This window comes from Enterobacter cloacae complex sp. P47BA, from assembly GCF_014930485.1.
In the GTDB taxonomy this organism is placed as follows: domain Bacteria; phylum Pseudomonadota; class Gammaproteobacteria; order Enterobacterales; family Enterobacteriaceae; genus Enterobacter; species Enterobacter bugandensis.
The window spans coordinates 53,386-78,127 of sequence record NZ_JADBRF010000012.1 but is presented as its reverse complement, the minus strand read 5'-3'; the positions used below and the strand labels follow the sequence as shown (position 1 = coordinate 78,127).

At 54.6% G+C, this 24,742-nt stretch carries 24 protein-coding genes and 1 tRNA gene; 7 read left to right on the top strand and 18 right to left on the bottom strand.

Going from position 1 to position 24,742, the window contains the following annotated elements:
• Positions 1-81 precede the first annotated feature (81 nt).
• Positions 82-477 (top strand): hypothetical protein, encoded by a 396-nt coding sequence (locus tag IM299_RS13720; RefSeq protein ID WP_045260924.1) that lies wholly within the window; start codon positions 82-84, stop codon positions 475-477.
• A 59-nt stretch (positions 478-536) separates the two neighbouring features.
• On the opposite strand, the gene IM299_RS13715 is transcribed toward IM299_RS13720, so the two are convergent.
• Together IM299_RS13715 and IM299_RS13710 are read right to left on the bottom strand one after the other, a co-directional pair.
• Complete coding sequence (locus IM299_RS13715) at positions 537-1,151, bottom strand: outer membrane beta-barrel protein (RefSeq protein ID WP_193357642.1); 615 nt, start codon at positions 1,149-1,151, stop codon at positions 537-539.
• Positions 1,152-1,245: 94 nt separating this feature from the next.
• Positions 1,246-1,875: a helix-turn-helix domain-containing protein gene (locus IM299_RS13710; protein ID WP_136343742.1), complete on the bottom strand. Its 630-nt coding sequence runs from the start codon at positions 1,873-1,875 to the stop codon at positions 1,246-1,248.
• An 848-nt stretch (positions 1,876-2,723) separates the two neighbouring features.
• Here IM299_RS13710 and IM299_RS13705 point away from each other — a divergent pair.
• Entirely contained in the window at positions 2,724-3,533 is an 810-nt protein-coding gene (locus tag IM299_RS13705) for a DUF4225 domain-containing protein (RefSeq protein WP_193357641.1), read from the top strand.
• On the opposite strand, the gene IM299_RS13700 is transcribed toward IM299_RS13705, so the two are convergent.
• The 3 genes from IM299_RS13700 to actS form a co-directional block, all read right to left on the bottom strand.
• Positions 3,530-3,844 carry a hypothetical protein gene (locus tag IM299_RS13700; protein WP_020882780.1) on the bottom strand — a complete coding sequence of 105 codons (315 nt, stop codon included), beginning with the start codon at positions 3,842-3,844 and terminating at the stop codon, positions 3,530-3,532. The genes IM299_RS13705 and IM299_RS13700 overlap by 4 nt on opposite strands.
• A gap of 387 nt (positions 3,845-4,231) precedes the next feature.
• A tRNA-Gly gene (locus IM299_RS13695) sits at positions 4,232-4,305 on the bottom strand.
• An 80-nt stretch (positions 4,306-4,385) separates the two neighbouring features.
• Positions 4,386-5,129 carry an amidase activator ActS gene (gene actS, locus IM299_RS13690; RefSeq protein WP_041908359.1) on the bottom strand — a complete coding sequence of 248 codons (744 nt, stop codon included), beginning with the start codon at positions 5,127-5,129 and terminating at the stop codon, positions 4,386-4,388.
• Between the two features lie 163 nt (positions 5,130-5,292).
• Here actS and idi point away from each other — a divergent pair, with 163 nt between their 5' ends.
• Positions 5,293-5,835: an isopentenyl-diphosphate Delta-isomerase gene (gene idi, locus IM299_RS13685; RefSeq protein WP_059353910.1), complete on the top strand. Its 543-nt coding sequence runs from the start codon at positions 5,293-5,295 to the stop codon at positions 5,833-5,835.
• A 38-nt stretch (positions 5,836-5,873) separates the two neighbouring features.
• On the opposite strand, the gene lysS is transcribed toward idi, so the two are convergent.
• The 5 genes from lysS to xerD form a co-directional block, all read right to left on the bottom strand.
• The gene (gene lysS / locus IM299_RS13680) at positions 5,874-7,391 is read right to left on the bottom strand and encodes a lysine--tRNA ligase (RefSeq protein ID WP_014885130.1); all 1,518 of its coding nucleotides are present in this window, start codon (positions 7,389-7,391) and stop codon (positions 5,874-5,876) included.
• A 9-nt stretch (positions 7,392-7,400) separates the two neighbouring features.
• A protein-coding gene (prfB, locus tag IM299_RS13675; RefSeq protein WP_100170824.1) for a peptide chain release factor 2 occupies positions 7,401-8,499 on the bottom strand; the annotation gives its coding sequence in 2 pieces (ribosomal slippage) (positions 7,401-8,423 and positions 8,425-8,499; 1,098 coding nt in all).
• A 90-nt stretch (positions 8,500-8,589) separates the two neighbouring features.
• Positions 8,590-10,323 carry a single-stranded-DNA-specific exonuclease RecJ gene (gene recJ / locus IM299_RS13670; RefSeq protein ID WP_041908356.1) on the bottom strand — a complete coding sequence of 578 codons (1,734 nt, stop codon included), beginning with the start codon at positions 10,321-10,323 and terminating at the stop codon, positions 8,590-8,592.
• Between the two features lie 5 nt (positions 10,324-10,328).
• Complete coding sequence (dsbC, locus tag IM299_RS13665; protein WP_028014319.1) at positions 10,329-11,042, bottom strand: bifunctional protein-disulfide isomerase/oxidoreductase DsbC; 714 nt, start codon at positions 11,040-11,042, stop codon at positions 10,329-10,331.
• Between the two features lie 28 nt (positions 11,043-11,070).
• Complete coding sequence (gene xerD, locus IM299_RS13660; protein WP_193357640.1) at positions 11,071-11,967, bottom strand: site-specific tyrosine recombinase XerD; 897 nt, start codon at positions 11,965-11,967, stop codon at positions 11,071-11,073.
• A 101-nt stretch (positions 11,968-12,068) separates the two neighbouring features.
• On the opposite strand from xerD, the gene fldB reads away from it, so the two are divergent.
• Positions 12,069-12,590, top strand: coding sequence for a flavodoxin FldB (gene fldB, locus IM299_RS13655; protein WP_041908355.1), 522 nt, complete (start codon positions 12,069-12,071; stop codon positions 12,588-12,590).
• Between the two features lie 6 nt (positions 12,591-12,596).
• Here the strand turns inward: fldB and IM299_RS13650 are convergent, their stop codons facing one another.
• Both IM299_RS13650 and sdhE read right to left on the bottom strand, forming a co-directional pair.
• On the bottom strand, positions 12,597-13,007 hold the full coding sequence (locus IM299_RS13650; RefSeq protein ID WP_028014322.1) for a protein YgfX: 411 nt from the start codon (positions 13,005-13,007) through the stop codon (positions 12,597-12,599).
• The gene (gene sdhE / locus IM299_RS13645) at positions 12,988-13,254 is read right to left on the bottom strand and encodes an FAD assembly factor SdhE (protein WP_010435322.1); all 267 of its coding nucleotides are present in this window, start codon (positions 13,252-13,254) and stop codon (positions 12,988-12,990) included. The genes IM299_RS13650 and sdhE overlap by 20 nt, the downstream gene beginning before the upstream one ends.
• A gap of 294 nt (positions 13,255-13,548) precedes the next feature.
• Between sdhE and ygfZ the strand changes: the two genes are divergently transcribed.
• The gene (gene ygfZ, locus IM299_RS13640) at positions 13,549-14,529 is read left to right on the top strand and encodes a tRNA-modifying protein YgfZ (protein WP_028014323.1); all 981 of its coding nucleotides are present in this window, start codon (positions 13,549-13,551) and stop codon (positions 14,527-14,529) included.
• Positions 14,530-14,616: 87 nt separating this feature from the next.
• On the opposite strand, the gene IM299_RS13635 is transcribed toward ygfZ, so the two are convergent.
• Positions 14,617-15,276: a hemolysin III family protein gene (locus tag IM299_RS13635; protein WP_023331242.1), complete on the bottom strand. Its 660-nt coding sequence runs from the start codon at positions 15,274-15,276 to the stop codon at positions 14,617-14,619.
• A 265-nt stretch (positions 15,277-15,541) separates the two neighbouring features.
• Here IM299_RS13635 and IM299_RS13630 point away from each other — a divergent pair, with 265 nt between their 5' ends.
• Entirely contained in the window at positions 15,542-16,273 is a 732-nt protein-coding gene (locus IM299_RS13630; protein WP_028014325.1) for a MurR/RpiR family transcriptional regulator, read from the top strand.
• Positions 16,274-16,389: 116 nt separating this feature from the next.
• On the top strand, positions 16,390-17,823 hold the full coding sequence (gene bglA, locus IM299_RS13625) for a 6-phospho-beta-glucosidase BglA (protein WP_028014326.1): 1,434 nt from the start codon (positions 16,390-16,392) through the stop codon (positions 17,821-17,823).
• A 51-nt stretch (positions 17,824-17,874) separates the two neighbouring features.
• On the opposite strand, the gene IM299_RS13620 is transcribed toward bglA, so the two are convergent.
• From IM299_RS13620 to ubiI, 5 genes are all read right to left on the bottom strand, one after another.
• The gene (locus tag IM299_RS13620; RefSeq protein WP_048960830.1) at positions 17,875-18,618 is read right to left on the bottom strand and encodes an SDR family oxidoreductase; all 744 of its coding nucleotides are present in this window, start codon (positions 18,616-18,618) and stop codon (positions 17,875-17,877) included.
• A 68-nt stretch (positions 18,619-18,686) separates the two neighbouring features.
• Complete coding sequence (gene gcvP / locus IM299_RS13615; protein ID WP_193357639.1) at positions 18,687-21,560, bottom strand: aminomethyl-transferring glycine dehydrogenase; 2,874 nt, start codon at positions 21,558-21,560, stop codon at positions 18,687-18,689.
• A gap of 70 nt (positions 21,561-21,630) precedes the next feature.
• Positions 21,631-22,020, bottom strand: coding sequence for a glycine cleavage system protein GcvH (gcvH, locus tag IM299_RS13610; RefSeq protein ID WP_006178383.1), 390 nt, complete (start codon positions 22,018-22,020; stop codon positions 21,631-21,633).
• Positions 22,021-22,043: 23 nt separating this feature from the next.
• Complete coding sequence (gene gcvT, locus IM299_RS13605; RefSeq protein ID WP_193357638.1) at positions 22,044-23,138, bottom strand: glycine cleavage system aminomethyltransferase GcvT; 1,095 nt, start codon at positions 23,136-23,138, stop codon at positions 22,044-22,046.
• Between the two features lie 397 nt (positions 23,139-23,535).
• Positions 23,536-24,738 (bottom strand): FAD-dependent 2-octaprenylphenol hydroxylase, encoded by a 1,203-nt coding sequence (gene ubiI / locus IM299_RS13600; protein ID WP_163332800.1) that lies wholly within the window; start codon positions 24,736-24,738, stop codon positions 23,536-23,538.
• Positions 24,739-24,742: the final 4 nt, after the last annotated feature.

The following is a 24,742-nucleotide window of genomic DNA, read 5'->3' as shown; positions in this document are numbered from 1 at the left end:
TAAAATTAAACAAGTTTACTCTGAAGATCTTCATGTTGTTTACGATAATGTCCGTTCCGCTTATTAACCCTGAGTTGTCCAATGAAGACACGGTCATTATTACTGGCGCTGTTCAGCCTCAATTTAGTTACCGCCTGCAGCGCATCTCATCCGGATAAGGTTGAACAGATACATCATCTGCAGGTTCCGCTAGTTCTACCGGGAGATAAACCGCCTTCCATTCCGGCCTCGCATATTGCAGCGCTTTATCAGGAGAATAAAGTACAGATAGACAGATTATCGGCACAACTGAAATCAGAATATTTACAGCACGCTACCGCGAAGGATATTTTTACCGAAGATAGCCCCGTTCAGCCGGTCTACGCCTCGCTGACAAAACTGGAACAGCTTGAAATGATTAATCAGCAATACCTGAAAGACAAAAACGTTACCGGCCTGCAAAAGATTAAACTTGCTCTTGATCCTTTAGTTACTTAAATACCAAAAAGCCCAACTGCTAAGCAGTCGGGCTTTTATCATTGAGAGGCTAACAACGATCAATCGTGCTGTCCAAATCGCCATGTCAGGCCTGCTGTTACGGAGCTTACGTCGCTGCTGACGCCAATCTGGTTGGCATTACCCACATTGCTTACCCATTGATATTCGAGGCGACCAGCCAAATTTTTGTTGAACGCATACTCCGTGCCCACCGCAGCAAGCGGGCGAACGCCTGTATCGAAACGATTGTGACCACTTACATCAGATTCTGCCCGATATGCCATCGCACCGGCGCGCCCATAGATATCCCAGCTGTCGGTCACGGCATAGCTGGCTTTTAAGGACATCTGCAGCCCCTGGCTTTTCATTTGTGCGCCCGCACTATGGTTGCCTTTCATCTGCATATTTCCTAAATAATCGTAACCACCTTCTACTGCCAGCCAGGGTGTCATCTGATAGCCAGCGTAAACCCCACCACCGACGTTATCATGAACGATATTATACTGGCTGGAGCCACTGTTATTATCACTCGCTTTTGAACCGGTGCTGGCGTCAAAATAGTGTGACCAGCCGAATTTAGCCCCGCTGTACCATGTACCTGTATCCGCAGCTGCAAATGCAGTTGTGGCTGTGAATGCGTTAGCAATAATTAATGCAAAAAGTGTCTTCTTCATACAAATCCCGTTTACTCCGTTGAATAGTTTCAGTGAGCAAACGATATCGACAAACGAGAACAACGTGAAATATTTTTCTGTTTAATTTTAAATTTTAGAACGACTCCGGTAAATCTCCCAATTCCATTAAATACCCGCCGCGCTTAAATGCGATATATTGACCTTGCTTAAGGGCTGATAAGACGTTGAGTATACTGCTGCGTGAAAGAAGCGTCCGGTCCTGAATATATTCCAGAATGCTGGTTCGCATACGCGCCTCTTCGGGCAATAATACCATTTCCTGCAAATAACTACGAATCACGGAATAGGTACGTTGCTGCACGACCTGCGCATCACGATAAATGAGATACGCCGTATGATACGACAGCAAGGCCGCAACATCTTCCCAGACGCCCTGTTGACGAAATAGCGTAGCTGCTTCATCTGCATCAGCACGTAAAATGATAGACTCTCTTTCTGCACGTAAAATATGCCCCTGTGTCGGCTGAATCATCTCGGCAATGCCGAACAGATGAGGCTCAAAAACGGTCACCAGGAGCAGACCATCAGATGCCCGCAGCAAAGAAAGCTCACCCTCCTGAAAAAGATACATTTGCTGGTGGCCTTTGTGTTTCCAGGTGATCCGCTTACGCGGCACGAGCTTCACTTTTTCCGCGATCGGCTCAAGGATGGCAGTAAGACGTTCAATAGATTGTTCAGGCCGAACGGGAGGTAAAATATTCATGACACCACCTTTTAGCGTTGGTTAATAGCCATTATAGACTACAGCGGTCATGGCTCAGACAAGTATGAGGGAGAAGTGATATCAGATGGAAAAGGCTGAGTAAAAATAAATTTTGTTTATTTTTGAATTTCCCCTCAGAACATTAGTGATATATAACTGATATTTATTGGTGCTTACTTTAAAACCCATGAAAAATCAAGGAGAAAAGACCATTAAAACCTGAATAATCTTGTCTTTTTACGCATCATTTCATTAATGATTATTCTTAATACAGCAATCAACACTTATTCTTTCTAAATAATTACGAAACTTAAAAAGGAAACAGGCCGTTCCGGATTTTGCATTGTGTATTAATCCTGACCATTCTCATTCGAGCCCATACATTCCGGTAATTAACATGAGTAAAATGCATTAAACATAGATTAATTTATCAGGCTGTTACCCTGTTGTAACCTATGTTCGCCATCTCATCCCCCTTTCCATCATGTTATAAAATGCCATAACAGATTAAACTATAATACTGTATTACCTTAAATTAAGGCTTTTTACTACCGGAAGACAGTGTTTCGCCTGTTGTAAAATTGCGAGGCATTTTGCAACGCAAGCAAAGTGGTGTGACGCAGTGGCAACACCAGGATATTTCATGCAGATCCTAGCAAAATAGTTAGCGGCCTAATTAGTTACTTGGCAGTGCTTCAACAGAGCCGGGGATATTTTCAACAGGAGAATGTAAACCTGGAGGATAAAGAAACGGGACACCCACGTGGGCGGGTTGTGAAAGTATTTCCTGTTGCCTTCGACCTTATTGCACGTAAAATGACCAGACATATTTTGGGAAGGAGTCTTTAATGGATATTGCGCTGCTCAACAGGGGCTGGAACAGAACATGGTCAGATACCATGGTGAATCTTGAAGCCCGGAAACTCGTCGAAACAGCAAATCGGCTGTCAGCATTCTATTTGCAAGATGGTCTTACACGCATCAAGTTTGTCGAAGAGATAAAACAGGTTGTAGATAAAGAATTTGAAACAGCACGACGAGCTAAAACCGATGAAGAATGCATTGCATGCATCAAAAATCTACGTGCCGAAACAGATAATCTACAAGAACAAGAACACCTGTTAAGAACTAGAGCCGCAGAGCTTTACGCGAAAGTCGAATTTGTTAAGGAAAATAATAAAATCGTCGGTTATGTTATATCCGCTGTAAATGTGGTGCTATCAGGCGTGGTTCTCTTTGGTGGCTTTATGATGTTATCCACTATGGGGCCGATTGGTATGCTGGCTGGGGCAGTCCTGATTGCCGATGGAATGAACGGATTAACGAAAGAAGTGCTCAACTTTAATCAGCCAGCAGGACATAAACCCTCACAAGGTATCATTGCTGACTCCGCGATGCATACCGCCCAGTTTATGGGATTTAATCCTAACATGGGCCTGGCTCTCTATAATGGTGTTACTCTTGGTGCCAGTGTGTACAGCATTGTGGGATTCGCTCGAAAAACTGGAGCCTGGAGATTATTCCGCTGGCTTCCACACGATTACTATCGCAAAGTCAGCACAATGAGCACTCCTAAACTAACAATGAAGATTGTCGGTTATGGTGTTAAAGCAAAAGTGATTTTCGATCTACTAACAACAGAAAATGGAACCAGTTAATCCTTGATAGTTTTTCGGTAACGCCAGGATTTATAGGAAATTACCGGCGGCTGTGCGAAGGACATAATGGCAACCCCAAAGATCATCGCCAGCCCCCATGCAAATGCTCTATCAGGTGAGCTGAAGACGATAAGTAGCAGTAGGATTAAGGCGCACACAGCCACCACTCCCGCCAAGGTAACAAATCGCCTGGCAAGGTCATTTATGGCCTCTCCAAGCGTTCCTCCATATTTTTCAATATTGCTTTTTATCTTCTGCAATTCGGGCTGCGTAAACCCTGAACGTAACAAAGCTTCATCAGTCACTTTCATATCGTCTCGTCCCTTATCTTCCAGAAGTGCTTTCCCAATCGCTGATTGTGCTAGCAATCATACTGATGAACTTTACAGCAATCCACATGATGTTTGTGCAATGTATCAGATTTCAGACAATAGCAGCCATAAGGCCGCACATCGGGCTTAAATGCGTGTGATCAGTCTGTTCGGGAGTTATGCCAGGTATGCGGCTTTTTGTTCGTTGTTGTACTGTCGCGGTAAGAATCAGGAACCACCGCCAGCGTGAAGATATGCTCCCTTGTACCACAGACCAATCACGCGACCGGTGCGGGCGTAGAACAATGGGTAGTTTAAGTTGTACCTGCTAACGCGGGGAAACGTAACTAACTGATAAATCATAACCTGTTGATTTATCAAGAGATCTGGAGCGGGCGAAGGGAATCGAACCCTCGTATAGAGCTTGGGAAGCTCTCGTTCTACCATTGAACTACGCCCGCTTTGAGGTGCGTAAGGCATTATAGACCTTACGCACCTTCATACAAGCCTCTTCACAACTAACCGGCGATTAAATAATCACTTAGCACTTCGGTTTGCTGCCGGGCGCAGGAAGATAGCGTTGCGGATCGATGGCCGTCGCCTTATAGCGGATCTGGAAGTGCAGCTTCACCGAATCGGTACCGGTGCTGCCCATGGTGGCAATCTTCTGCCCCGCCTTCACGTTCTGGCCGTTGTTAACCAGCATCGTGTCGTTATGCGCGTAGGCGGTGATGTAATCTTCGCCATGCTTAATCATGATCAGGTTACCGTAGCCGCGCAGCTGGTTACCCACATAAACCACCTTCCCTGCCCCGGAGGCATAAACCGGCGTACCGCGCGCAGCGGCGATATCAATACCCTTGTTGCCACCTTCAGAGAGTGAGTAAGGGGCGACCACTTTACCGCTGGCAGGCCAAATCCAGCAGCGCTGTCCAACCGGCGGCCATGACGATTGCGGTACCTGATAGGACGGCGTCACTTTGGCGGTTTTGCCTTTCGATGAGGATTTTTTGCCCGAGGACGAACTGCCGTTCACCTTGAGCTTTTGCCCCACTTCGATGGTGTACGGCGGAGAGATGTTATTCAGGCGCGCCAGATCCTTCACGCTGGTCCCCGTTGCGCGCGAAATCCGGTACAGCGTATCCCCGCGCTTAACGGTATAGACCGAACCGGAATAGCTACCCATATCCGACGATTTGCTTCCTGAACAGCCTGCCAGGAATAGCGTCAGCGTCAGGCAAAAGATGGCGATGATGGGGTTTCTCGTCAGGCTTCCTGCAAACAAAACAGATCCTCGGTCAGCGTGAATGGCGCACTATGATACCAGCCCGGAGAGATATGGGTCAGCCCTTTTCCGCTCCTGGAAACAAACCGTTCGTATAAGATTGCCGTATAATGCTCCCTGTTGATGGTGCAGAACCATCCGCATCGTTGGCACTGGAGCATGAATGAGTATTCAAGAACACGTTATTTTGGTTAATGACCAGGGAATGGTGATTGGCACTCAGGAAAAATACGCCGCGCATACTGCCCAAACCCCGCTGCATCTGGCGTTCTCATCCTGGCTGTTTAACGCCGAAGGCGAGTGTCTGGTAACCCGACGCGCACTAAGTAAAAAAGCCTGGCCGGGCGTCTGGACGAACTCCGTCTGCGGTCACCCTCAATCTGGTGAACGGACGGAAGAGGCAATTATCCGTCGCTGCCGCGATGAGATTGGCGCAGAAATTACCGCGATTACGCCTGTCGCCTCAGAATTCCGCTACCGCGAAACGGATCCTTCCGGGATCGTGGAAAACGAGATTTGCCCGGTCTTCGCTGCCCGCGTCACCAGCGAACTGCGGATTAACCATGAAGAAGTGATGGCATTTGAATGGGTGACGCTGGAGTCGTTATTCCGCGCGCTGGACGCCGCCCCATGGAGCTTTAGCCCGTGGATGGTGCAGGAAGCAACGGTCGCGCGAGACGCGCTGAGAGCGTTCGCGGCGCAATAAAAAAGCCCCTTTCGGGGCTTTTTTAGCAACGTAACGCCTTATTTCACCGGGCGCATTGCCGGGAACAGGATCACGTCACGAATGGTGTGGCTGTTGGTGAACAACATCACCATACGGTCGATACCAATACCCAGACCTGCAGTTGGCGGCAGGCCGTGCTCCAGCGCGGTCACATAGTCTTCGTCGAAGAACATCGCTTCGTCGTCGCCTGCTGCTTTCGCGTCAACCTGATCCTGGAAACGCTGCGCCTGGTCTTCCGCATCGTTCAGCTCGCTAAAGCCGTTGCCGATTTCACGGCCGCCGATGAAGAATTCGAAACGGTCGGTGATTTCCGGGTTCTCGTCATTACGACGCGCCAGCGGAGAGACTTCCGCCGGGTATTCAGTAATGAAGGTCGGCTGAATCAGGTGCGCTTCGGCCACTTCTTCGAAGATCTCGGTCACGATGCGGCCCAGACCCCAGCTCTTCTCAACCTTGATGCCGATGCTTTCAGCGATGGCCTTCGCAGAGTCGAAGTTATCCAGATCCGCCATGTTGGTTTCCGGACGGTATTTCTTGATCGCTTCGCGCATGGTCAGTTTTTCGAATGGCTTGCCGAAGTCGAACACTTCTTCACCGTAAGGAACCTGCGTGGTGCCCAGAATGTCCTGCGCCAGGGTACGGAACAGGGATTCGGTCAGCTCGATCAGATCTTTGTAGTCCGCGTACGCCATATAGAGTTCCATCATGGTGAACTCTGGGTTATGGCGAACGGAGATACCTTCGTTACGGAAGTTACGGTTGATTTCGAACACGCGGTCGAAACCACCGACCACCAGACGCTTCAGGTACAGTTCCGGCGCGATACGCAGGTACATGTCCAGGTCCAGGGCGTTGTGATGGGTGATGAACGGACGCGCAGACGCGCCGCCAGGGATCACCTGCATCATCGGGGTTTCCACTTCCATAAAGTCGCGGTTGACCATGAACTGGCGAATACCGGCCATGATCTGGGAGCGAATTTTGAAGGTCTTGCGGGATTCATCGTTAGAGATGAGATCCAGGTAACGCTGACGATAGCGCGCTTCCTGATCCTGCAGGCCGTGGAACTTGTCCGGCAGCGGGCGCAGGGCTTTGGTCAGCAGACGCAGCTCGGTGCAGTGGATAGACAGTTCACCGGTTTTGGTTTTAAACAGTTTACCTTTCGCGCCCAGGATATCGCCCAGGTCCCACTTTTTGAACTGCTCGTTGTAGATGCCTTCCGGCAGGTCGTCACGGGAAACGTACAGCTGAATACGGCCGCCGACATCCTGCAAGGTCACGAAGGAGGCTTTACCCATGATACGGCGGGTCATCATACGGCCTGCAACGGCCACTTCGATGTTCAGCGCTTCCAACTCTTCGTTCTCTTTACCGTCGAAGTCAGCGTGCAGTTGGTCTGAGGTGTGGTCACGACGAAAATCGTTCGGGAACGGCACGCCCTGCTCGCGCAGCGCTGCCAGCTTCTCGCGGCGGGTTTTCAGTTCGTTGTTAAGATCGACTACCGCGTCAGCGCCCTGTGCTTGTTGTTCAGACATGTTGGTTCCTCATAACCCTGCTTTCAAACTTGCTTCGATAAATTGGTCCAGGCTGCCGTCCAGCACCGCCTGCGTGTTGCGGGTTTCAACCCCGGTACGCAGGTCTTTGATGCGGGAGTCATCAAGGACGTAAGAACGGATCTGGCTGCCCCAACCGATGTCGGACTTGTTGTCTTCCATCGCCTGTTTCTCAGCATTTTTCTTCTGCATCTCCAGCTCATAAAGCTTCGCTTTCATCTGCTTCATGGCCTGGTCTTTGTTCTTATGCTGGGAACGGTCGTTCTGGCACTGTGTTACCAGCCCGGTTGGAATGTGGGTAATACGCACCGCAGATTCTGTACGGTTAACGTGCTGACCACCCGCACCGGACGCGCGGTAAACGTCAATACGCAGGTCCGCCGGGTTAATTTCGATATCGATATCTTCGTCAACTTCCGGGTAAACAAACGCGGAGCTGAAGGAGGTATGACGACGACCACCGGAGTCAAACGGGCTCTTACGCACCAGGCGGTGAACGCCGGTTTCGGTACGCAGCCAGCCGTAGGCGTAGTCGCCAATGATCTTGATAGTGACGGATTTAATACCGGCCACTTCACCTTCAGACTCTTCGATAATTTCGGTTTTGAAGCCGCGCGCTTCCGCCCAACGCAAATACATACGCGTCAGCATGCTGGCCCAGTCCTGCGCTTCGGTACCGCCAGAACCTGCCTGAATATCGAGATAGCAGTCAGCGCTGTCGTATTCGCCGGAGAACATGCGACGGAATTCCAGCTGTGCCAGCTTCTCTTCCAGCCCGTCGAGTTCTGCCACGGCTTCGTTAAAGGTTTCTTCGTCGTCGGCTTCGACGGCCAGCTCCAGCAAACCGGAAACGTCTTCCAGCCCCTGAGCCATTTGATCCAGCGTATCTACGATAGCTTCGAGAGAGGAACGCTCTTTACCCAGCGCCTGTGCGCGTTCAGGTTCGTTCCAGACGTCCGGCTGTTCCAGCTCGGCGTTTACTTCTTCAAGACGCTCTTTCTTGGCATCGTAGTCAAAGATACCCCCTAAGAACGTCAGAGCGCTCCGTGAGGTCCTGAATACGGTTTTTTACCGGATTAATTTCAAACATGGTCTGTTTTCTTTTATGGACTTGTCAAAATGCGGTGATAAGAGCGGGATTGTACCGAATCCACGCCCTTTTTTATAGAGATTACTGCCGCTAAATTGGCCAGATATTGTCGATGATGATCTGAAGGGTACGGTTACCGCGAAACTCGTTGATATCCAGTTTGTACGCCAGCTCGACCTCGCGCACGCCGTTGTCCGGCCAGATGGAGGTGTCAACGTTGAAGGCGATGCCGTCCAGCAGCGGTCCGCCGCCCACGGGCTCGACCATCACTTTCAGGTGGCGTTCGCCGACGATACGCTGCTGCAGCAGACGGAATCGCCCGTCGAACAGCGGTTCCGGGAACATCTGCCCCCATGGACCGGCATCGCGCAGCATCTGCGCGACCTCCATCGTCATTTCGGAGACAGACAGCTCACCGTCAGAGACCACTTCGCCCTGCAGCAGCGCCGGGTCAATCCACTCGGTGACCAGCTCGCCAAACAGGCGCTGGAACTCGTCGAACTTTGCCTCTTCCAGCGACAAGCCTGCCGCCATCGCGTGGCCGCCGAACTTTATCATCAGACCCGGGTAAAGCGTATCCAGACGCTCCAGCGCATCGCGCATGTGCAGCCCCTGAATCGAACGGCCAGAGCCTTTCAGCGTGCCGTCACCCGCAGGCGCAAACGCGATCACCGGACGGTGGAAGCGCTCTTTAATGCGCGACGCCAGAATGCCGACCACGCCCTGATGCCACTCGGGATGGTACATCGCCAGGCCGCCCGGCAGCGTATCGCCGCTGCGCTCCAGCTTTTCACACAGGGTCAGCGCTTCGGCCTGCATCCCCTGCTCGATCTCTTTACGGGTCTGGTTCAGGGCGTCCAGCTCGTTGGCCAGCACGCGCGCCTCGCCGATGTTGTCGCACAGCAGCAGCGCGACGCCAACGGACATATCGTCCAGTCTTCCGGCCGCGTTCAGGCGCGGCCCGAGGGCAAAGCCCAGGTCGCTTGCCGCCAGCTTAAGCGGATCGCGGTTGGCAATCTCCAGCAGCGCCTTAATTCCGGGACGGCACTTGCCCGCGCGAATACGGCTTAAGCCCTGCCAGGTCAAAATGCGGTTATTGGCATCAAGAGGTACCACGTCCGCCACGGTGCCCAGCGCCACCAGGTCGAGGTATTCGGCCAGGTTTGGAACGGCAATGCCGCGGGATTCGAACCAGCCCTTATCGCGTAAGAGAGTACGCAACGCCAGCATCAGATAAAACGCCACGCCCACGCCGGCGAGGGATTTCGACGGGAAATCGCAGTCGCGCAGGTTGGGGTTAATAATCGCTTCTGCTGCGGGGAGCGTATCGCCGGGCAGGTGATGATCGGTGACCAGCACCGGGATCCCCAAAGCGTGAGCATGATCGACGCCCGCATGGGAGGAGATCCCGTTGTCTACGGTCATGATCATCTGCGCACCGCGGGCATGGGCCTGATCGACCACCTCCGGGCTGAGGCCATAGCCGTCTTCAAAGCGGTTCGGCACCAGATAGGTGACATTATCGCAGCCCAGCGCGCGTAGGCTGAGTACGCTCAGGGCGGTGCTGGTTGCGCCGTCGGCGTCGAAATCCCCTACCACCACAATGCGCGTTCCCTCACGCAGCGCGTTGTAGAGCATTTCGGTAGCTTTCTCGATACCGTTCAGCTGCTGCCAGGGCAGCATCCCTTTCACGCTGCGCTCAAGATCCTCTGCGCGACGCACGCCGCGGCTGGCGTAGAGGCGCTTTAGCAGCGGCGGGAGATCGTCCGGTAAATCAACGTGTTCAACCGCCTCGCGGCGGCGCAATTTGATGGGGGCTTTCACGCGAATTATTTACCACCAAACTGTTTCTGGTGCGCGTCGAGAAACTCTTTCATCTCTTTCGGTCCCTGATAGCCCGGAACAACATAGCCGTTACTCAGGACAATCGCTGGCGTACCGCTCACGCCAAACTGCACGCCCAGCGCGTAGTGGTTAGCAATGTCGATGTCGCAGGAGGCAGGCTTAACGTCTTTACCGTTCATCGCGTCATCAAACGCTTTGTTGCGGTCTTTGGCACACCAGATCGCTTTCATGTCCTGCTCTGGCTTGCTCTGTACGCCTGCGCGCGGGAAGGCCAGGTAACGCACGGTAATGCCCAGCGCGTTATAGTCTTTCATCTGTTCATGCAGCTTGTGGCAGTAGCCACAGGTGATGTCGGTGAAGACGGTAATCACATGTTTTTCCTGCGCCGCTTTATAGACGATCATCTCTTTTTCGAGCGCGTTCAGGTTTTTCATCAGCAGCTGGTTGGTGACGTTCACCGGCTGCGCGCCGCTCACGTCGTACAGCGGTCCCTGAATAAAGTGTTTGCCGTCTTCGGTGACGTACAGCACGCCGCTGTTGGTCAGTACGGTTTTCATACCGGCAACCGGCGCAGGCTGGATGTCGCTGCTGGTGACGCCAAGCTTAGCCAGAGACTGTTTGATGGCGGCGTCATCCGCATGGGCGAAGCCGGTAAATGAGGCTGCCAGCAGGGTGAACAGCACGAAAGACTTTTTCATAATTGATCCTGTTACAATTTGTCGGCACTCACGCACGAGGGTGGTGCTGTTGGTGTAGCTGCCGCAGGCGTTCCGTCGCGACATGGGTGTAAATTTGCGTCGTTGAAAGATCGCTGTGTCCCAGCAGCATCTGCACCACGCGTAAATCTGCGCCGTGGTTTAACAGATGCGTCGCGAAGGCGTGACGCAATACGTGCGGCGAAAGCTTTTCACTGTCGATACCCGCCAGTGTGGCGTAATGCTTGATGCGATGCCAGAACGTTTGTCGCGTCATCTGCTGCGCGCGCTGGCTCGGAAACAGGACGTCGATAGACGCGCCATTGAGCAGCCAGGGGCGGCCATGCTCAAGATACGTCTCCAGCCAGTAAACCGACTCTTCTCCCAGCGGAACCAGCCTTTCCTTGTTTCCTTTACCGATGACGCGCACCACGCCCTGACGCAGGCTGATGTCGCTCATCGTCAGGCCAACCAGTTCCGAAACGCGCAAGCCGGTAGCATACAATAGCTCAAGCATGGCTTTATCGCGTAACTCCAGCGGCAGGTCAACAGCCGGTGACTGTAATAATCTCTCAACTTGTGCTTCGCTGAGATCTTTCGGCAGCCGCTGCGGGAGTTTCGGGGACGCCAGCAGCGCGCTGGGATCGTCTTCGCGAATCTTCTCCCGATAAAGATGCTGGAAAAGCCGACGCATTGCGCTGAGCAAGCGTGCAGAGCTGGTGGCTTTGTACCCCCCTTCTACGCGTTCAGCGAGCAGCGCCTGCAGGTCGTCGCTTTGCGCGCTCGCAAGCGATAGCTCCCGACGCGCCAGCCACTCCACCAGCATGGTGAGATCGCGCCGGTAGGCACTGAGGGTATTCTCGGCCAGATTTTTCTCCAGCCACAGCGCGTCGAGAAACTGTTCAACGAGTGCGAGATCCTTTTCCACATCAGCCCCTTTGATTTTGCAGTCAGGCCATTATGCCTGATTGCGACCGGTTTCTGGTACACTACGCGCAAAGTCATAGCAAGAATTGAGATAGTTACGCGATGAATATTGGTCTGTTCTATGGTTCCAGCACCTGCTACACCGAAATGGCGGCGGAGAAAATTCGCGACATCATTGGCCCGGAACTGGTGACGTTGCATAACCTGAAAGATGACTCGGTCGCCTTGATGGAGCAGTACGATGTGCTGATTCTGGGCATCCCAACCTGGGATTTTGGTGAGATACAGGAAGACTGGGAAGCCATCTGGGATCAGCTCGATTCAGTCAATTTCGACGGTAAAATTATTGCGATGTACGGCATGGGTGACCAGTTAGGCTACGGCGAATGGTTCCTGGACGCACTCGGCATGCTGCACGATAAGCTGGCACCAAAAGGGGCGGCGTTTATCGGCTACTGGCCAACCGAAGGGTATGAATTCACCAGTAAAAAGCCGATTATTGCCGATGGCGAGCTGTTTGTCGGGCTCGCGCTGGATGAAACCAATCAGTACGATCTCAGCGACGAGCGCCTGCAGGCCTGGTGCGAGCAGATCCTCGGCGAAATGGCAGAAAAATTCAGCTAACGCGCGTTACTCCTGCGTCGGCTGTTGCAGCAACATCCGGCGCAGATCCCGCCATTCTGATGCGTCCATACTGTCCGCCGCCAGCCACAGGTGCTGGCAACGTCCGCCCCCCACTTTGCGTAACCGTAGCATCATCCCGGCGTTAAGCATCCAGGGCACACCGAGAATATCCCACTCTTTTCCCTGCCAGCGCAGGCGGGAATCCATCAGCAGCTTAATCTCGCCCTGACGCGCGTTAATGCGACGCTGGCTGCGTACGCTGTCAAAAACAACAAACGAAAGTAATAGCAGCCACAGCGGCGTATAGCTGAGCGGCCACGGCATGAGTAAAACGATGGCCGCAACCAGCCCGTGGAGCAATAAAGACATCCACTGCGAGCGCCACGAGACGCGAAGATCAGATTGCCACAGGACCACGTTCCCGATTCCGTGTTTGAATTAATTGCACCATCCGTTGCAACTCGGTGTCGGCGGGTTTGCCGTGGTTCATCAGCCAGTTGAATAAATCCGGATCGTCAGACTCAAGCAGGCGAACAAACAGACGCTTATCATCATCGCTTAAGCTGTCGTACTCATATTCGAAGAAAGGCATGATAGAAATATCAAGTTCACGCATTCCGCGACGGCATGCCCAGTGAATACGGGCCTTGTTGTTAATATCCATGTTCAGTTTCCTGCATTACGTTTGGCACAGTCGGTACCCCGTTTTCTGTTCTTAATTTCTCTACGGGGACACCAGCTAGTGTAACGTGTTTTTGACCGTTTCATTACTGGAATATTGCGTTTGACGAGCTGGCTTCCAGAATAATCCCTACATAGACAGCGGATTACACTATTTTGCGTAGCGCTACGCATAACCCGTTTATGGCACAAATGGTCTGCTGAAAGCGCTTGCAATGCCTGCAGGCTCTTTTACCATTAGGCATTATCAAAGCGTTAAGCAATTCAGGATACCGTTATGGCCTTTACACCATTTTCTCCTCGCCAGCCCGCCGCCTCTGCGCGTCTGCCGCTGACGCTTATTTCTCTTGATGACTGGGCGCTGGCAACCCTCTCCGGCGCCGACGCCGAAAAATACTTGCAGGGTCAGGTGACTGCGGATGTTGCGCAGTTGACTGAACACCAGCATCTGCTGGCAGCGCACTGCGATCCTAAGGGCAAAATGTGGAGCAACCTGCGTCTCTTCCGCCGTCAGGACGGTTTTGCCTTTATTGAGCGCCGCAGCCTGCGCGATGCGCAGCTCAAAGAACTGAAAAAATACGCGGTCTTTTCCAAAGTCACCATCGCCCCGGACGATGAACATGTTCTGCTGGGCGTGGCGGGCTTCCAGGCGCGTGCGGCGCTGAAAAACCTGTTTGCTGAACTGCCGGATGCAGAAAAACAGGTGGTCAGCGAGGGCGCAACTTCCATCCTGTGGTTTGAACACCCGGCAGAGCGCTTCCTGTTAGTCACGGATGCCGCAACAGCCGAACGCGTGACCGAGGCGCTGCGCGGCGAAGCGCAGCTCAACAACAGCCAGCAGTGGCTGGCGCTGAACATCGAAGCGGGTCTGCCGGTAATTGACGCAGCCAACAGCGCGCAGTTTATTCCTCAGGCAACTAACCTGCAGGCGCTGGGGGGCATCAGCTTTAAAAAAGGCTGCTACACCGGTCAGGAAATGGTCGCGCGTGCAAAATTCCGTGGGGCAAACAAACGCGCGTTGTGGACACTGGCAGGCCATGCCAGCCGCGTACCGGAAGCAGGAGAAGACTTAGAACTGAAGATGGGCGACAACTGGCGCCGCACCGGTACCGTGTTAGCCGCAGTCCAGCTGGACGATGGCCGTCTTTTGGTACAGGCTGTAATGAACAACGACATGGAAGCGGACAGCGTGTTCCGCGTGCGCGACGACGCGAATACGTTGAGTATTGAGCCGCTACCGTATTCACTGGAAGAGTGATGCTCTATCGCCCGGTGGCGCTGCGCTTACCGGGCCTACGGGTGCAAATCCAGGTCGGGTAAGGCGAAGCCGCCACCCGACAACAAACTAAACCTGCCCCACGTACAAATAAATCGCCAAAAAGTGGCACACGCTGCCGCCCAGCACAAAGCCGTGCCAGATGGCATGGTTGTATGGGATGCGCTTGCAGACGTAGAAAATAACGCCCAGCGAGTAGACCACACCGCCCACCGCCAGCAGCGTTACCCCGCCGACCGCCAGCTTAATCGCCAGCTGATACACCACAATCAGCGACAGCCAGCCCATCGTCAGATAGGTGACCAGCGACAACACTTTAAACCGGTGCGCAATGGTCAGCTTAAACAGGATCCCCAGCAGCGCCAGGCTCCAGATAACAATCATCAGGCCGCGCGACAGCGGTGAGTTTAGCCCCACCAGCAGGAAAGGCGTATAGGTACCCGCAATCAGCAGATAGATAGCGCAGTGGTCAAATTTCTTAAGCCATATTTTGGCCCGCTGATGCGGAATCGCGTGATAGAGCGTCGAGGCCAGGAACAGCAGGATCATACTTCCGCCATACAGGCTATAGCTGGTAATGGCCATCGCGCTGGCATTGGTATCCACCGCCTGTACCAGCAATAACACTAAACCGACAATCCCAAACACCAGGCCAATGCCGTGGCTGATGCTGTTGGCTACTTCCTCAGCCAGCGAATATCCCTGTGCGATTAATGGTCTGCTCGCCATACTAAACTCCGGGAAAACTAAAGATGATTATTCATTGCATGACTATGCTAACTGAGAATGATTCCAGTGAACACCTGTTAGCTAAAATAATTTTAAAGTAAATTTTTACAATAAAAATCAAAAACATAAACGAAAAACTCACCTGACATTTGTTCACATAAAAATTTAAGTGTTACTAATCAATGGCATAAAATTGGCTCCTGCCGTCTGGCTGCATGATATGATGGATAAATGAGGTCTGAATGAGAGTTTTGCCACTGTGAGTATGTTCACCCACTCCGCCATTGCCAGTCTCAATAACCTGGAAATGATGGTCTACAACTATGTCATCAAAAACCGGGACAAAGTGATGTACATGACCATCCGCGAGCTGGCGGATGCGGCCGGCGTCTCAACCACCACTATCCTGCGCTTTTGCCGCAAGCTCAACTGCGAAGGGTATTCTGAATTTCGCGTGCGCTTTAAGCTCTATCTTGAGCAGAACGAGCCCCAGCAGGCGAATTTCGGCGCCAGCGAAATTATCAGCTTCTTTAAAAGCGTGAATAATGAAGAGTTCGACGCGCTATTAAATGACGCGGTAAATATCATTTTGTCTTCCGAGCGAATTATATTTGTCGGGGCGGGCACGTCAGGCTCTTTGGCCAAATATGGCGCACGCTTCTTTTCAAATATTGGTAAATTCAGTAATCATATTGATGACCCTTATTTCCCGGTTACCAATGATATGGCGAAAAATGCGCTGGCGATTGTGCTCTCCGTCTCGGGCGAAACCGAGGAGATCCTGCGCTTCGCCAGCCAATTCAGCCTGCATCACTGCAAGGTGCTCTCTATCACCAGCCACGAGCACTCGCGCCTGGCAAAACTGGCGGACTTTAATCTCTCCTGGCACGTTCCCCAGACGCGAATTGGCGGCGTCTATGATATCACCACGCAAATTCCCGTCATTTATATTCTGGAATCTCTCGGACGCAAGCTGGCGAAAAAACTGACGGAATAAAACACCCTGTTTTTTCGATGTGACAAATCACAATTTTCGCAAATTGTTATATCGTGACATTCAATTTCGCTTTGCTAGACTCAATGCCAATAAGCCATTTATTGAGAATAGCAGCGATGAAAAAAATAACCTTACCGAAAGATTTTTTATGGGGCGGCGCGGTTGCCGCTCATCAGGTTGAAGGCGGCTGGAACAAAGGCGGCAAAGGGCCAAGCATTTGCGACGTGCTGACCGGCGGCGCACACGGCGTGCCGCGCGAAATCACGCAGGAGGTGGTGCCGGGTAAATACTACCCAAACCACGAAGCCATCGACTTCCACGGCCACTATAAAGAAGACATCAAGCTATTTGCCGAGATGGGCTTCAAGTGTTTCCGTACCTCTATCGCCTGGACGCGCATCTTCCCGAAAGGTGACGAAACACAGCCAAACGAAGAAGGGCTGAAGTTTTACGACGACATGTTCGATGAGCTGCTGAAGTACAACATCGAACCGGTGATCACCCTCTCCCACTTCGAAATGCCGCTGCACCTGGTGCAGGAGTATGGTAGCTGGACCAACCGCAAAGTGGTCGATTTCTTTGTGCGCTTCGCGGAAGTGGTGTTTGAGCGCTACAAGCACAAGGTCAAATACTGGATGACCTTCAACGAAATCAACAACCAGCGCAACTGGCGCGCCCCGCTGTTCGGCTACTGCTGCTCGGGCGTGGTCTACACCGAACATGACAACCCGGAAGAGACCATGTACCAGGTGCTGCACCATCAGTTTGTGGCCAGCGCCCTGGCGGTGAAAGCCGCGCGCCGCATCAACCCGGAGATGAAAGTCGGCTGCATGCTGGCGATGGTGGCGCTCTATCCGTTCTCCTGCAAGCCTGAAGACGTGATGTTCGCCCAGGAATCCATGCGCGAGCGCTATGTCTTTACCGACGTCCAGCTGCGTGGTTACTACCCGTCCTACGTGCTGAACGAGTGGGAGCGCCGCGGCTTTTCCATCAAAATGGAGGCGGGCGACGAGCAGATCCTGCGTGAAGGTACCTGCGACTACTTAGGCTTCAGCTACTACATGACCAACGCGGTGAAGGCGGAAGGCGGCACAGGTGACGCCATTTCCGGCTTCGAAGGCAGCGTGCCGAACCCGCACGTGAAGGCGTCCGACTGGGGCTGGCAGATTGACCCGGTGGGCCTGCGCTATTCCCTGTGCGAACTGTACGAGCGTTATCAGAAACCGCTGTTTATCGTTGAAAACGGGTTCGGTGCCTACGACAAGGTGGAAGAAGACGGCAGCATCAACGATGACTATCGCATCGACTACCTGCGTGCCCACGTGGAAGAGATGATCAAAGCCGTCACCCACGATGGCGTGGATCTGATGGGCTATACGCCGTGGGGCTGCATCGACTGCGTGTCGTTCACCACCGGTCAGTACAGCAAGCGCTACGGCTTTATCTACGTCAACAAGCACGACGACGGCACGGGCGACATGTCGCGCTCCCGTAAGAAGAGCTTCGAGTGGTATAAAGGCGTGATTGCCAGCAACGGCGAGAAACTTTAACGCCGGGCGCAGTTCCCTCTCCCCTTTGGGGAGAGGGTTAGGATGAGGGGTTTACTTCCCGCCAGCCAGCTCGATAAAACTGCCCGTCACGTAAGACGCCTTCTCGCTCAGCAGCCAGACAATCGCCTGCGCCACCTCTTCCGGCTGGCCGCCGCGCTGCATCGGCAGTAGCGATTTCACGCGATCCACTCGCCCCGGCTCTCCGCCGGAAGCATGGATATCGGTATAAATCAGCCCAGGCCGCACGCAGTTCACGCGAATGCCCTGCGCCGCCACCTCCAGCGATAGCCCGGTTGTCAGCGAATCTACCGCGCCTTTAGAAGCAGCGTAATCGACATATTCACCCGGCGCGCCCAGACGAGACGCGGCGGAAGAGACATTCACAATCGCCCCGCCCTTGCCGCCATGCTTGGTGGACATGCGTTTCACCGCTTCACGACAGCAGAGGAAGTAGCCCGTGACGTTGGTCGCCAGCACGCGGTTAATGCGCTCTGCGGAGAGATTCTCAATGGTGGATTGCTCAAAGAGAATGCCTGCATTATTGACCAGCGCGCGAAGCGGCTCACCTTCACGATCGATGCTGTCAAACATCGCCAGCACCTGAGCTTCATCGCTGATGTCCGCACGCACGGCAAACGCTTTACCGCCGGCCTCAACGATCTGATTGATAACGTCCGTCGCGGCTTTAATGTTGTGGTGATAGTTCACCGCCACGGTGTAGCCTTCACGTGCCAGCTGCAGCGCGGTGGCTTTCCCAATGCCCCGGCTCGCGCCGGTGACCAGTGCAATTGCCATTCACAACCTCCAGATAAAAAAAAGCCGGGTGGCGCTTACGCTTACCCGGCCTGCAGTATGGCAAATAATTACTGGTATTCGCTCATCGGCACGCAGGAGCAGAACAGATTACGGTCGCCGTAAACGTCATCAAGACGCTTCACAGTCGGCCAGTATTTGTTTGCCACGCCTGCCGGGAAGACGGCCAGCTCGCGGGAGTAACCGTGGTTCCACTCTGCCACCATCTCGTGCTGGGTATGCGGGGCGTTGACCAGCGGGTTATCTTCCAGCGTCCATTCGCCGTCCTGCACGCGGTCGATCTCCATGCGGATGGCCAACATCGCGTCGATAAAGCGGTCCAGCTCGGCTTTGCTTTCAGACTCGGTCGGCTCCACCATCAGCGTCCCCGCAACCGGGAACGACATGGTTGGCGCGTGGAAGCCGTAGTCGATCAGACGCTTGGCGATATCCAGCTCGCTGATGCCGGTCTGCTCTTTCAGCGGACGAATATCCAGAATGCACTCGTGCGCCACGCGACCGTCGCGGCCGGTATAGAGCACCGGGAAGGCGGACTTCAGGCGAGTCGCAATGTAGTTGGCGTTCAGAATAGCCACCTGGCTCGCCTGCTTCAGCCCTTCCGCGCCCATCATGCGGATGTACATCCAGCTGATTGGCAGAATTGATGCGCTGCCGAACGGTGCCGCAGAGACCGCGCCCTGACGGGTCAGCATGCCTTCAATCTGCACCACGCTGTGCCCCGGCACAAACGGCGCCAGGTGCGCTTTCACGCCGATTGGTCCCATGCCCGGGCCGCCACCGCCGTGCGGAATGCAGAAGGTTTTATGCAGGTTCAGGTGCGACACGTCCGCGCCGATAAAGCCCGGCGAGGTAATGCCCACCTGAGCGTTCATGTTCGCGCCGTCGAGGTATACCTGACCGCCAAACTGGTGCACCACTTCGCACACTTCACGGATGGTCTCTTCGTACACGCCGTGGGTGGACGGGTAGGTCACCATAATGCAGGAGAGCTTGTCGCCCGCCTGCTCGGCTTTCGCACGCAGGTCGGCCAAATCGATGTTGCCGTTCTTATCGCACGCGACCACCACCACTTCCATGCCCGCCATCTGGGCTGAGGCCGGGTTGGTGCCGTGGGCGGAGCTAGGGATCAGGCAGATATCGCGGTGGCCTTCGTTACGGCTTTCGTGATAGTGACGGATCGCCAGCAGGCCCGCGTATTCACCCTGCGCGCCGGAGTTCGGCTGCATGCAGAGCGCGTCGTAACCGGTCAGCTTCACCAGCCAGTCTGAAAGCTGGTTGATCATCATGTGATAGCCTTCCGCCTGTTCTGGCGGGCAGAACGGGTGCAGTTCGGAGAATTCAGGCCAGGTAATCGGGATCATCTCTGCCGCGGCGTTCAGCTTCATGGTGCAGGAGCCCAGCGGGATCATCGCCTGGTTCAGCGCCAGATCCTTGCGCTCCAGAGAGTGCATATAGCGCATCATCTCGGTTTCGCTGTGATAGCGATTGAACACCGGGTGAGTCAGGATCGCGTCATTGCGCAGCATGCTTTCCTGAATGGAGCGGCTGTCGAGCGCGACCTCTTTGTCGAGCGCATCAACGTCCAGACCGTGCGCGTCGCCCAGCAGCACGCTGAACAGGTTCAGGATATCGTCACGGGTGGTGCTTTCATCCAGCGTAATGCCGACGGCGTTATGAATGTCGCTGCGCAGGTTAATCTCTGCTGCATCCGCACGCGCCAGCACGGCCGCTTTGTCCGCCACGTCCACACACAGGGTGTCGAAGTAGTGAGCGTGGCGCAGCTTAAGGCCTTTCTGCTGCAGACCGCAGGCCAGAATATCGGCCAGTCGGTGAATGCGGCTGGCAATACGCTTCAGGCCAGCTGGTCCGTGGAACACGGCGTACAGGCTGGCGATGTTTGCCAGCAGCACCTGAGAGGTACAGATGTTGGAGTTCGCTTTCTCGCGGCGGATATGCTGCTCGCGAGTCTGCATCGCCATGCGCAGCGCGGTATTACCGGCAGCATCTTTTGACACGCCAATGATACGGCCTGGCATGGAGCGTTTGAATTCATCTTTCGCGCCGAAGAACGCCGCGTGCGGGCCGCCGTAGCCCATCGGCACGCCGAAGCGCTGCGCGGAGCCGAATACGATATCCGCGCCCTGTTTGCCCGGCGCCGTCAGCAGCACCAGCGCCATAAAATCGGCGGCAACGCTGACAACCACTTTGCGGGATTTCAGCTCGGCAATCAGCGCGCCGTAGTCGTGAACTTCGCCGGTGGTACCCACCTGCTGCAGCAGCACGCCGAAGACGTCCTGGTGATCCAGCACTTTGTCGGCGTCGTCGACGATCACCTCAAAGCCGAAGGTTTCTGCACGGGTGCGCACCACGTCCAGCGTCTGGGGATGCACGTCCGCCGCCACGAAGAAGCGGTTAGCATTTTTCAGCTTGCTCACGCGCTTGGCCATCGCCATCGCTTCGGCAGCGGCGGTCGCTTCATCCAGCAGAGAGGCGGAAGCGATATCCATCCCGGTCAGATCCAGCGTCACCTGCTGGAAGTTCAGCAGCGCTTCCAGACGCCCCTGGGAGACTTCTGGCTGATAAGGGGTGTAAGCGGTGTACCAGCCCGGGTTTTCCAGCATGTTGCGCAGGATAACCGGCGGTAACTGCACGTTGGTGTAGCCCATGCCAATGTAAGACTTATAGCGCTTGTTGAGGCCTGCAATAGCCTTCAGCTCCGCCAGCGCGGCGAACTCCGTGGTGGCTTCCCCTACCTGAGGCGGCGTGGCAAGCTGGATGTCTTTTGGCACAATCTGGCCGATCAGTGCGTCTAATGAATCCGCGCCAACCGTCTTCAGCATCTCCTGCTGTTGCTGAGCATCCGGCCCAATGTGACGTTCAATGAAGGCGCCACGGTTTTCAAGCTGGCTTAAAGTCTGTGTCATGAGCGATGGTTCCTGATACGTGCAGTGAATGTGTTTTCTCCCTCTCCCCAAAGGGGAGAGGGATAATGGCTTACTCGTCTTCTAACAGTGCTTCGTATGCGGTCGCATCCAGCAGCGCGGCAACCTGCGCTTCATCGCTGGCTTTGATCTTGAAGATCCAGCCGCCTTCATAAGGCTCGCTGTTGACCAGCTCTGGCGAATCGCTCAGCGCATCGTTGACCGCAACAATCTCGCCGCTTACCGGTGCGTAGATGTCAGACGCCGCTTTTACGGACTCCGCCACGGCGCAGTCGTCGCCCGCGCTAACGGTCGTGCCCACGTCAGGCAGGTCAACAAACACCATGTCGCCCAGCAGCTCCTGCGCGTGCTCGGTGATCCCTACGGTGTAAGTGCCGTCCGCCTCTTTGCGCAGCCACTCGTGTTCTTTGCTGTATTTCAGTTCTGCTGGCACATTGCTCATTGAAGTTCTCCTGATAAAAATGATTAGGCGACCGGCTTACCGGCGCGAACAAAAATCGGTTTGGTCACGTGGACCGGCATTTCGCGGTTGCGGATTTGCACTACCGCCGTTTCGCCAATGCCTGCCGGCACGCGAGCCAGTGCAATACTGTAGCCCAGCGTCGGGGAGAAGGTACCGCTGGTGATCACGCCTTCGCGATGATTGCCGTCAGCATCGGTAAAGCGCACCGGCAGCTCGCCGCGCAGCACGCCTTTTTCCTTCATCACCAGTCCCACCAGCTGTTCGGTGCCCTTCTCGCGCTGCATCTCCAGCGCTTCACGGCCAATAAAGTCACGGTCAGCCGGTTCCCACGCGATGGTCCAGCCCATGTTGGCCGCCAGCGGAGAGACGCTTTCGTCCATCTCCTGACCGTAGAGGTTCATGCCCGCTTCCAGACGCAGCGTATCGCGCGCGCCCAGACCCGCAGGCTTCACGCCCGCTTCTACCAGCGCACGCCAGAAATCGGCGGCCTTCTCGTTTGGCATCGCAATTTCGTAGCCCGCTTCACCGGTGTAGCCGGTGGTGGCGATAAACAGATCCCCCGCCTGCACGCCGAAGAACGGCTTCATGCCTTCGGTGGCGGTGCGCTGCTCGTCGTTAAAGAGAGAGGCGGCTTTTGCCTGCGCGTTCGGCCCCTGCACGGCGATCAGCGACAGATCGTCACGGACGGTGATGTCGACGGCGTAGGGTTCGGCGTGTTGGGTGATCCAGGAGAGGTCTTTTTCGCGGGTGGCGGAGTTTACAACGAGGCGGAAGAAATCTTCGGTGAAGTAGTAGACGATAAGGTCGTCAATCACGCCGCCCGAGGCATTTAGCATGCCGGTATAGAGCGCTTTACCCGGCGTCTTCAGTTTGGCGACGTCGTTTGCCAGCAGATAACGCAAAAACTCCCGGGTGCGGCTACCGCGCAGATCGACAATCGTCATGTGGGACACGTCGAACATACCGGCATCGGTGCGCACCGCGTGGTGCTCATCTATCTGCGAGCCGTAGTGCAGCGGCATCATCCAGCCATGGAAGTCCACCATGCGGGCGCCGCATAACACGTGCTGTTCGTACAAAGGAGTCTGTTGAGCCATCTTGTCCTCGTTGAAAAATTCACCGTGAAACCCGGTATCGGCCTCGTTCCCGAATGCCGACGCAAACGTTCTCTTTTACCTGAACTTACCACCGAAACCGGCGGTTAACCATAAGGTAAAACGGGTCATCACATTAGCTTATGACCAAAAAACGCTGAAAAGCCTACAGAGTTATTCACTGGAAAAATGCGATTAACCCCGCACAAAATTAACAATAATCTAACAGGATTTAGCACATGGTGATATTTCATGCGGAAAAACGGGCCGAATTTCCGTCACGTAAAAATCACGACATGAGAATAACTAATGCGAAAAATGGCGTGGAATTAGAATATTTCAAACGAGGGGATTTCCCCGACGCAGAGGCCGGGAAAATAAAGTGTGACGGGGATCGAGGTTAGCGTAACCAGTCGGGAAGATCGTTAAGACCCATTGCCTGACGAAGAAGTTGAGGTTTGACGCCGGGAAGGGTGTCGGCCAGCTTGAGGCCGATATCGCGCAGCAGTTTTTTCGCCGGATTTGCCCCGGCAAACAGCTCGCGGAAGCCCTGCATTCCTGCCAGCATCATCGCCGCACTGTGCTTGCGGCTGCGCTCGTAGCGACGCAGATAGAGATGCTGGCCGATATCTTTACCTTCACGGTGCAGGCGACGCAGTTCTTCCACCAGTTCCGCCGCGTCCATAAAGCCGAGGTTAACGCCCTGCCCGGCCAGCGGATGAATGGTATGGGCCGCATCCCCCACCAGCGCCAGGCGGTGCGCGGCAAACTGACGCGCGTAGCGGCCGGTTAACGGGAAAACCAGCCGCTCGCTTTCAAGCGTGCACAGGCCAAGGCGATTATCAAACGCCACGCACAGCGCCTGGTTAAAGGCCTCCGGCGTCGCATCCTGCATCTGCTGCGCTTTCTCCGGCACCAGGGACCAGACTATCGAGCACAGGTGCGGATCGGCAAGCGGCAGGAACGCCAGTATGCCGTCGTTGTGGAAAATCTGCCGCGCAACGCCGCCGTGCGGCTCTTCGGTGCGGATCGTTGCCACCATCGCATGATGGCGGTAATCCCAGTACGTCAGCGGGATATCGGCCTTGCTGCGCAGCCAGGAGTTAGCGCCGTCGGCACCGACCACCAGACGCGCGGTCAGCATGTCGCCGCTTTGCAGGGTGATAAACGCCTCGTTTTCGCCCCAGGCCACCTGCTGGATCTGCGCAGGCGCAACCAGCGTCACGTCGCTGCACTGCTCTGCTTTCTGCCACAGCGCGTGGTGGATCACCGCGTTTTCAACGATGTGCCCCAGATGGCTATAGCCCATGCTTTCATCATCAAAGGCAATATGGCCAAAGCTGTCTTTGTCCCACACTTCCATGCCGTGATAGCAGCTGGCGCGCTGGGCGACGATATCTGACCAGACGCCGAGACGCGTCAAAAGCTTTTCGCTGGCCGCGTTAATCGCCGACACGCGGAGTTCCGGCGGGGCATCTGATGCGACAGGCTGGGGCTGCTTTTGCTCCAGCACGGCCACGCGCAGGCCGCTGCCCTGTAATCCACAGGCCAGCGCCAGCCCAACCATTCCGCCGCCAACGATGGCAACATCAACATTTTGCACAGTG

Bases quoted from the DNA above. Each gene is read 5' to 3' on its own strand.
- IM299_RS13720 (WP_045260924.1), top strand. From the start codon at position 82: ATGAAGACACGGTCATTATTACTGGCGCTGTTCAGCCTCAATTTAGTT.
- IM299_RS13715 (WP_193357642.1), bottom strand. From the start codon at position 1,151: ATGAAGAAGACACTTTTTGCATTAATTATTGCTAACGCATTCACAGCC.
- IM299_RS13710 (WP_136343742.1), bottom strand. From the start codon at position 1,875: ATGAATATTTTACCTCCCGTTCGGCCTGAACAATCTATTGAACGTCTT.
- IM299_RS13705 (WP_193357641.1), top strand. From the start codon at position 2,724: ATGGATATTGCGCTGCTCAACAGGGGCTGGAACAGAACATGGTCAGAT.
- IM299_RS13700 (WP_020882780.1), bottom strand. From the start codon at position 3,844: ATGAAAGTGACTGATGAAGCTTTGTTACGTTCAGGGTTTACGCAGCCC.
- idi (WP_059353910.1), top strand. From the start codon at position 5,293: ATGAGTATTCAAGAACACGTTATTTTGGTTAATGACCAGGGAATGGTG.
- lysS (WP_014885130.1), bottom strand. From the start codon at position 7,391: ATGTCTGAACAACAAGCACAGGGCGCTGACGCGGTAGTCGATCTTAAC.
- dsbC (WP_028014319.1), bottom strand. From the start codon at position 11,042: ATGAAAAAGTCTTTCGTGCTGTTCACCCTGCTGGCAGCCTCATTTACC.
- fldB (WP_041908355.1), top strand. From the start codon at position 12,069: ATGAATATTGGTCTGTTCTATGGTTCCAGCACCTGCTACACCGAAATG.
- sdhE (WP_010435322.1), bottom strand. From the start codon at position 13,254: ATGGATATTAACAACAAGGCCCGTATTCACTGGGCATGCCGTCGCGGA.
- ygfZ (WP_028014323.1), top strand. From the start codon at position 13,549: ATGGCCTTTACACCATTTTCTCCTCGCCAGCCCGCCGCCTCTGCGCGT.
- IM299_RS13635 (WP_023331242.1), bottom strand. From the start codon at position 15,276: ATGGCGAGCAGACCATTAATCGCACAGGGATATTCGCTGGCTGAGGAA.
- IM299_RS13630 (WP_028014325.1), top strand. From the start codon at position 15,542: ATGTTCACCCACTCCGCCATTGCCAGTCTCAATAACCTGGAAATGATG.
- bglA (WP_028014326.1), top strand. From the start codon at position 16,390: ATGAAAAAAATAACCTTACCGAAAGATTTTTTATGGGGCGGCGCGGTT.
- IM299_RS13620 (WP_048960830.1), bottom strand. From the start codon at position 18,618: ATGGCAATTGCACTGGTCACCGGCGCGAGCCGGGGCATTGGGAAAGCC.
- gcvP (WP_193357639.1), bottom strand. From the start codon at position 21,560: ATGACACAGACTTTAAGCCAGCTTGAAAACCGTGGCGCCTTCATTGAA.
- gcvH (WP_006178383.1), bottom strand. From the start codon at position 22,020: ATGAGCAATGTGCCAGCAGAACTGAAATACAGCAAAGAACACGAGTGG.
- gcvT (WP_193357638.1), bottom strand. From the start codon at position 23,138: ATGGCTCAACAGACTCCTTTGTACGAACAGCACGTGTTATGCGGCGCC.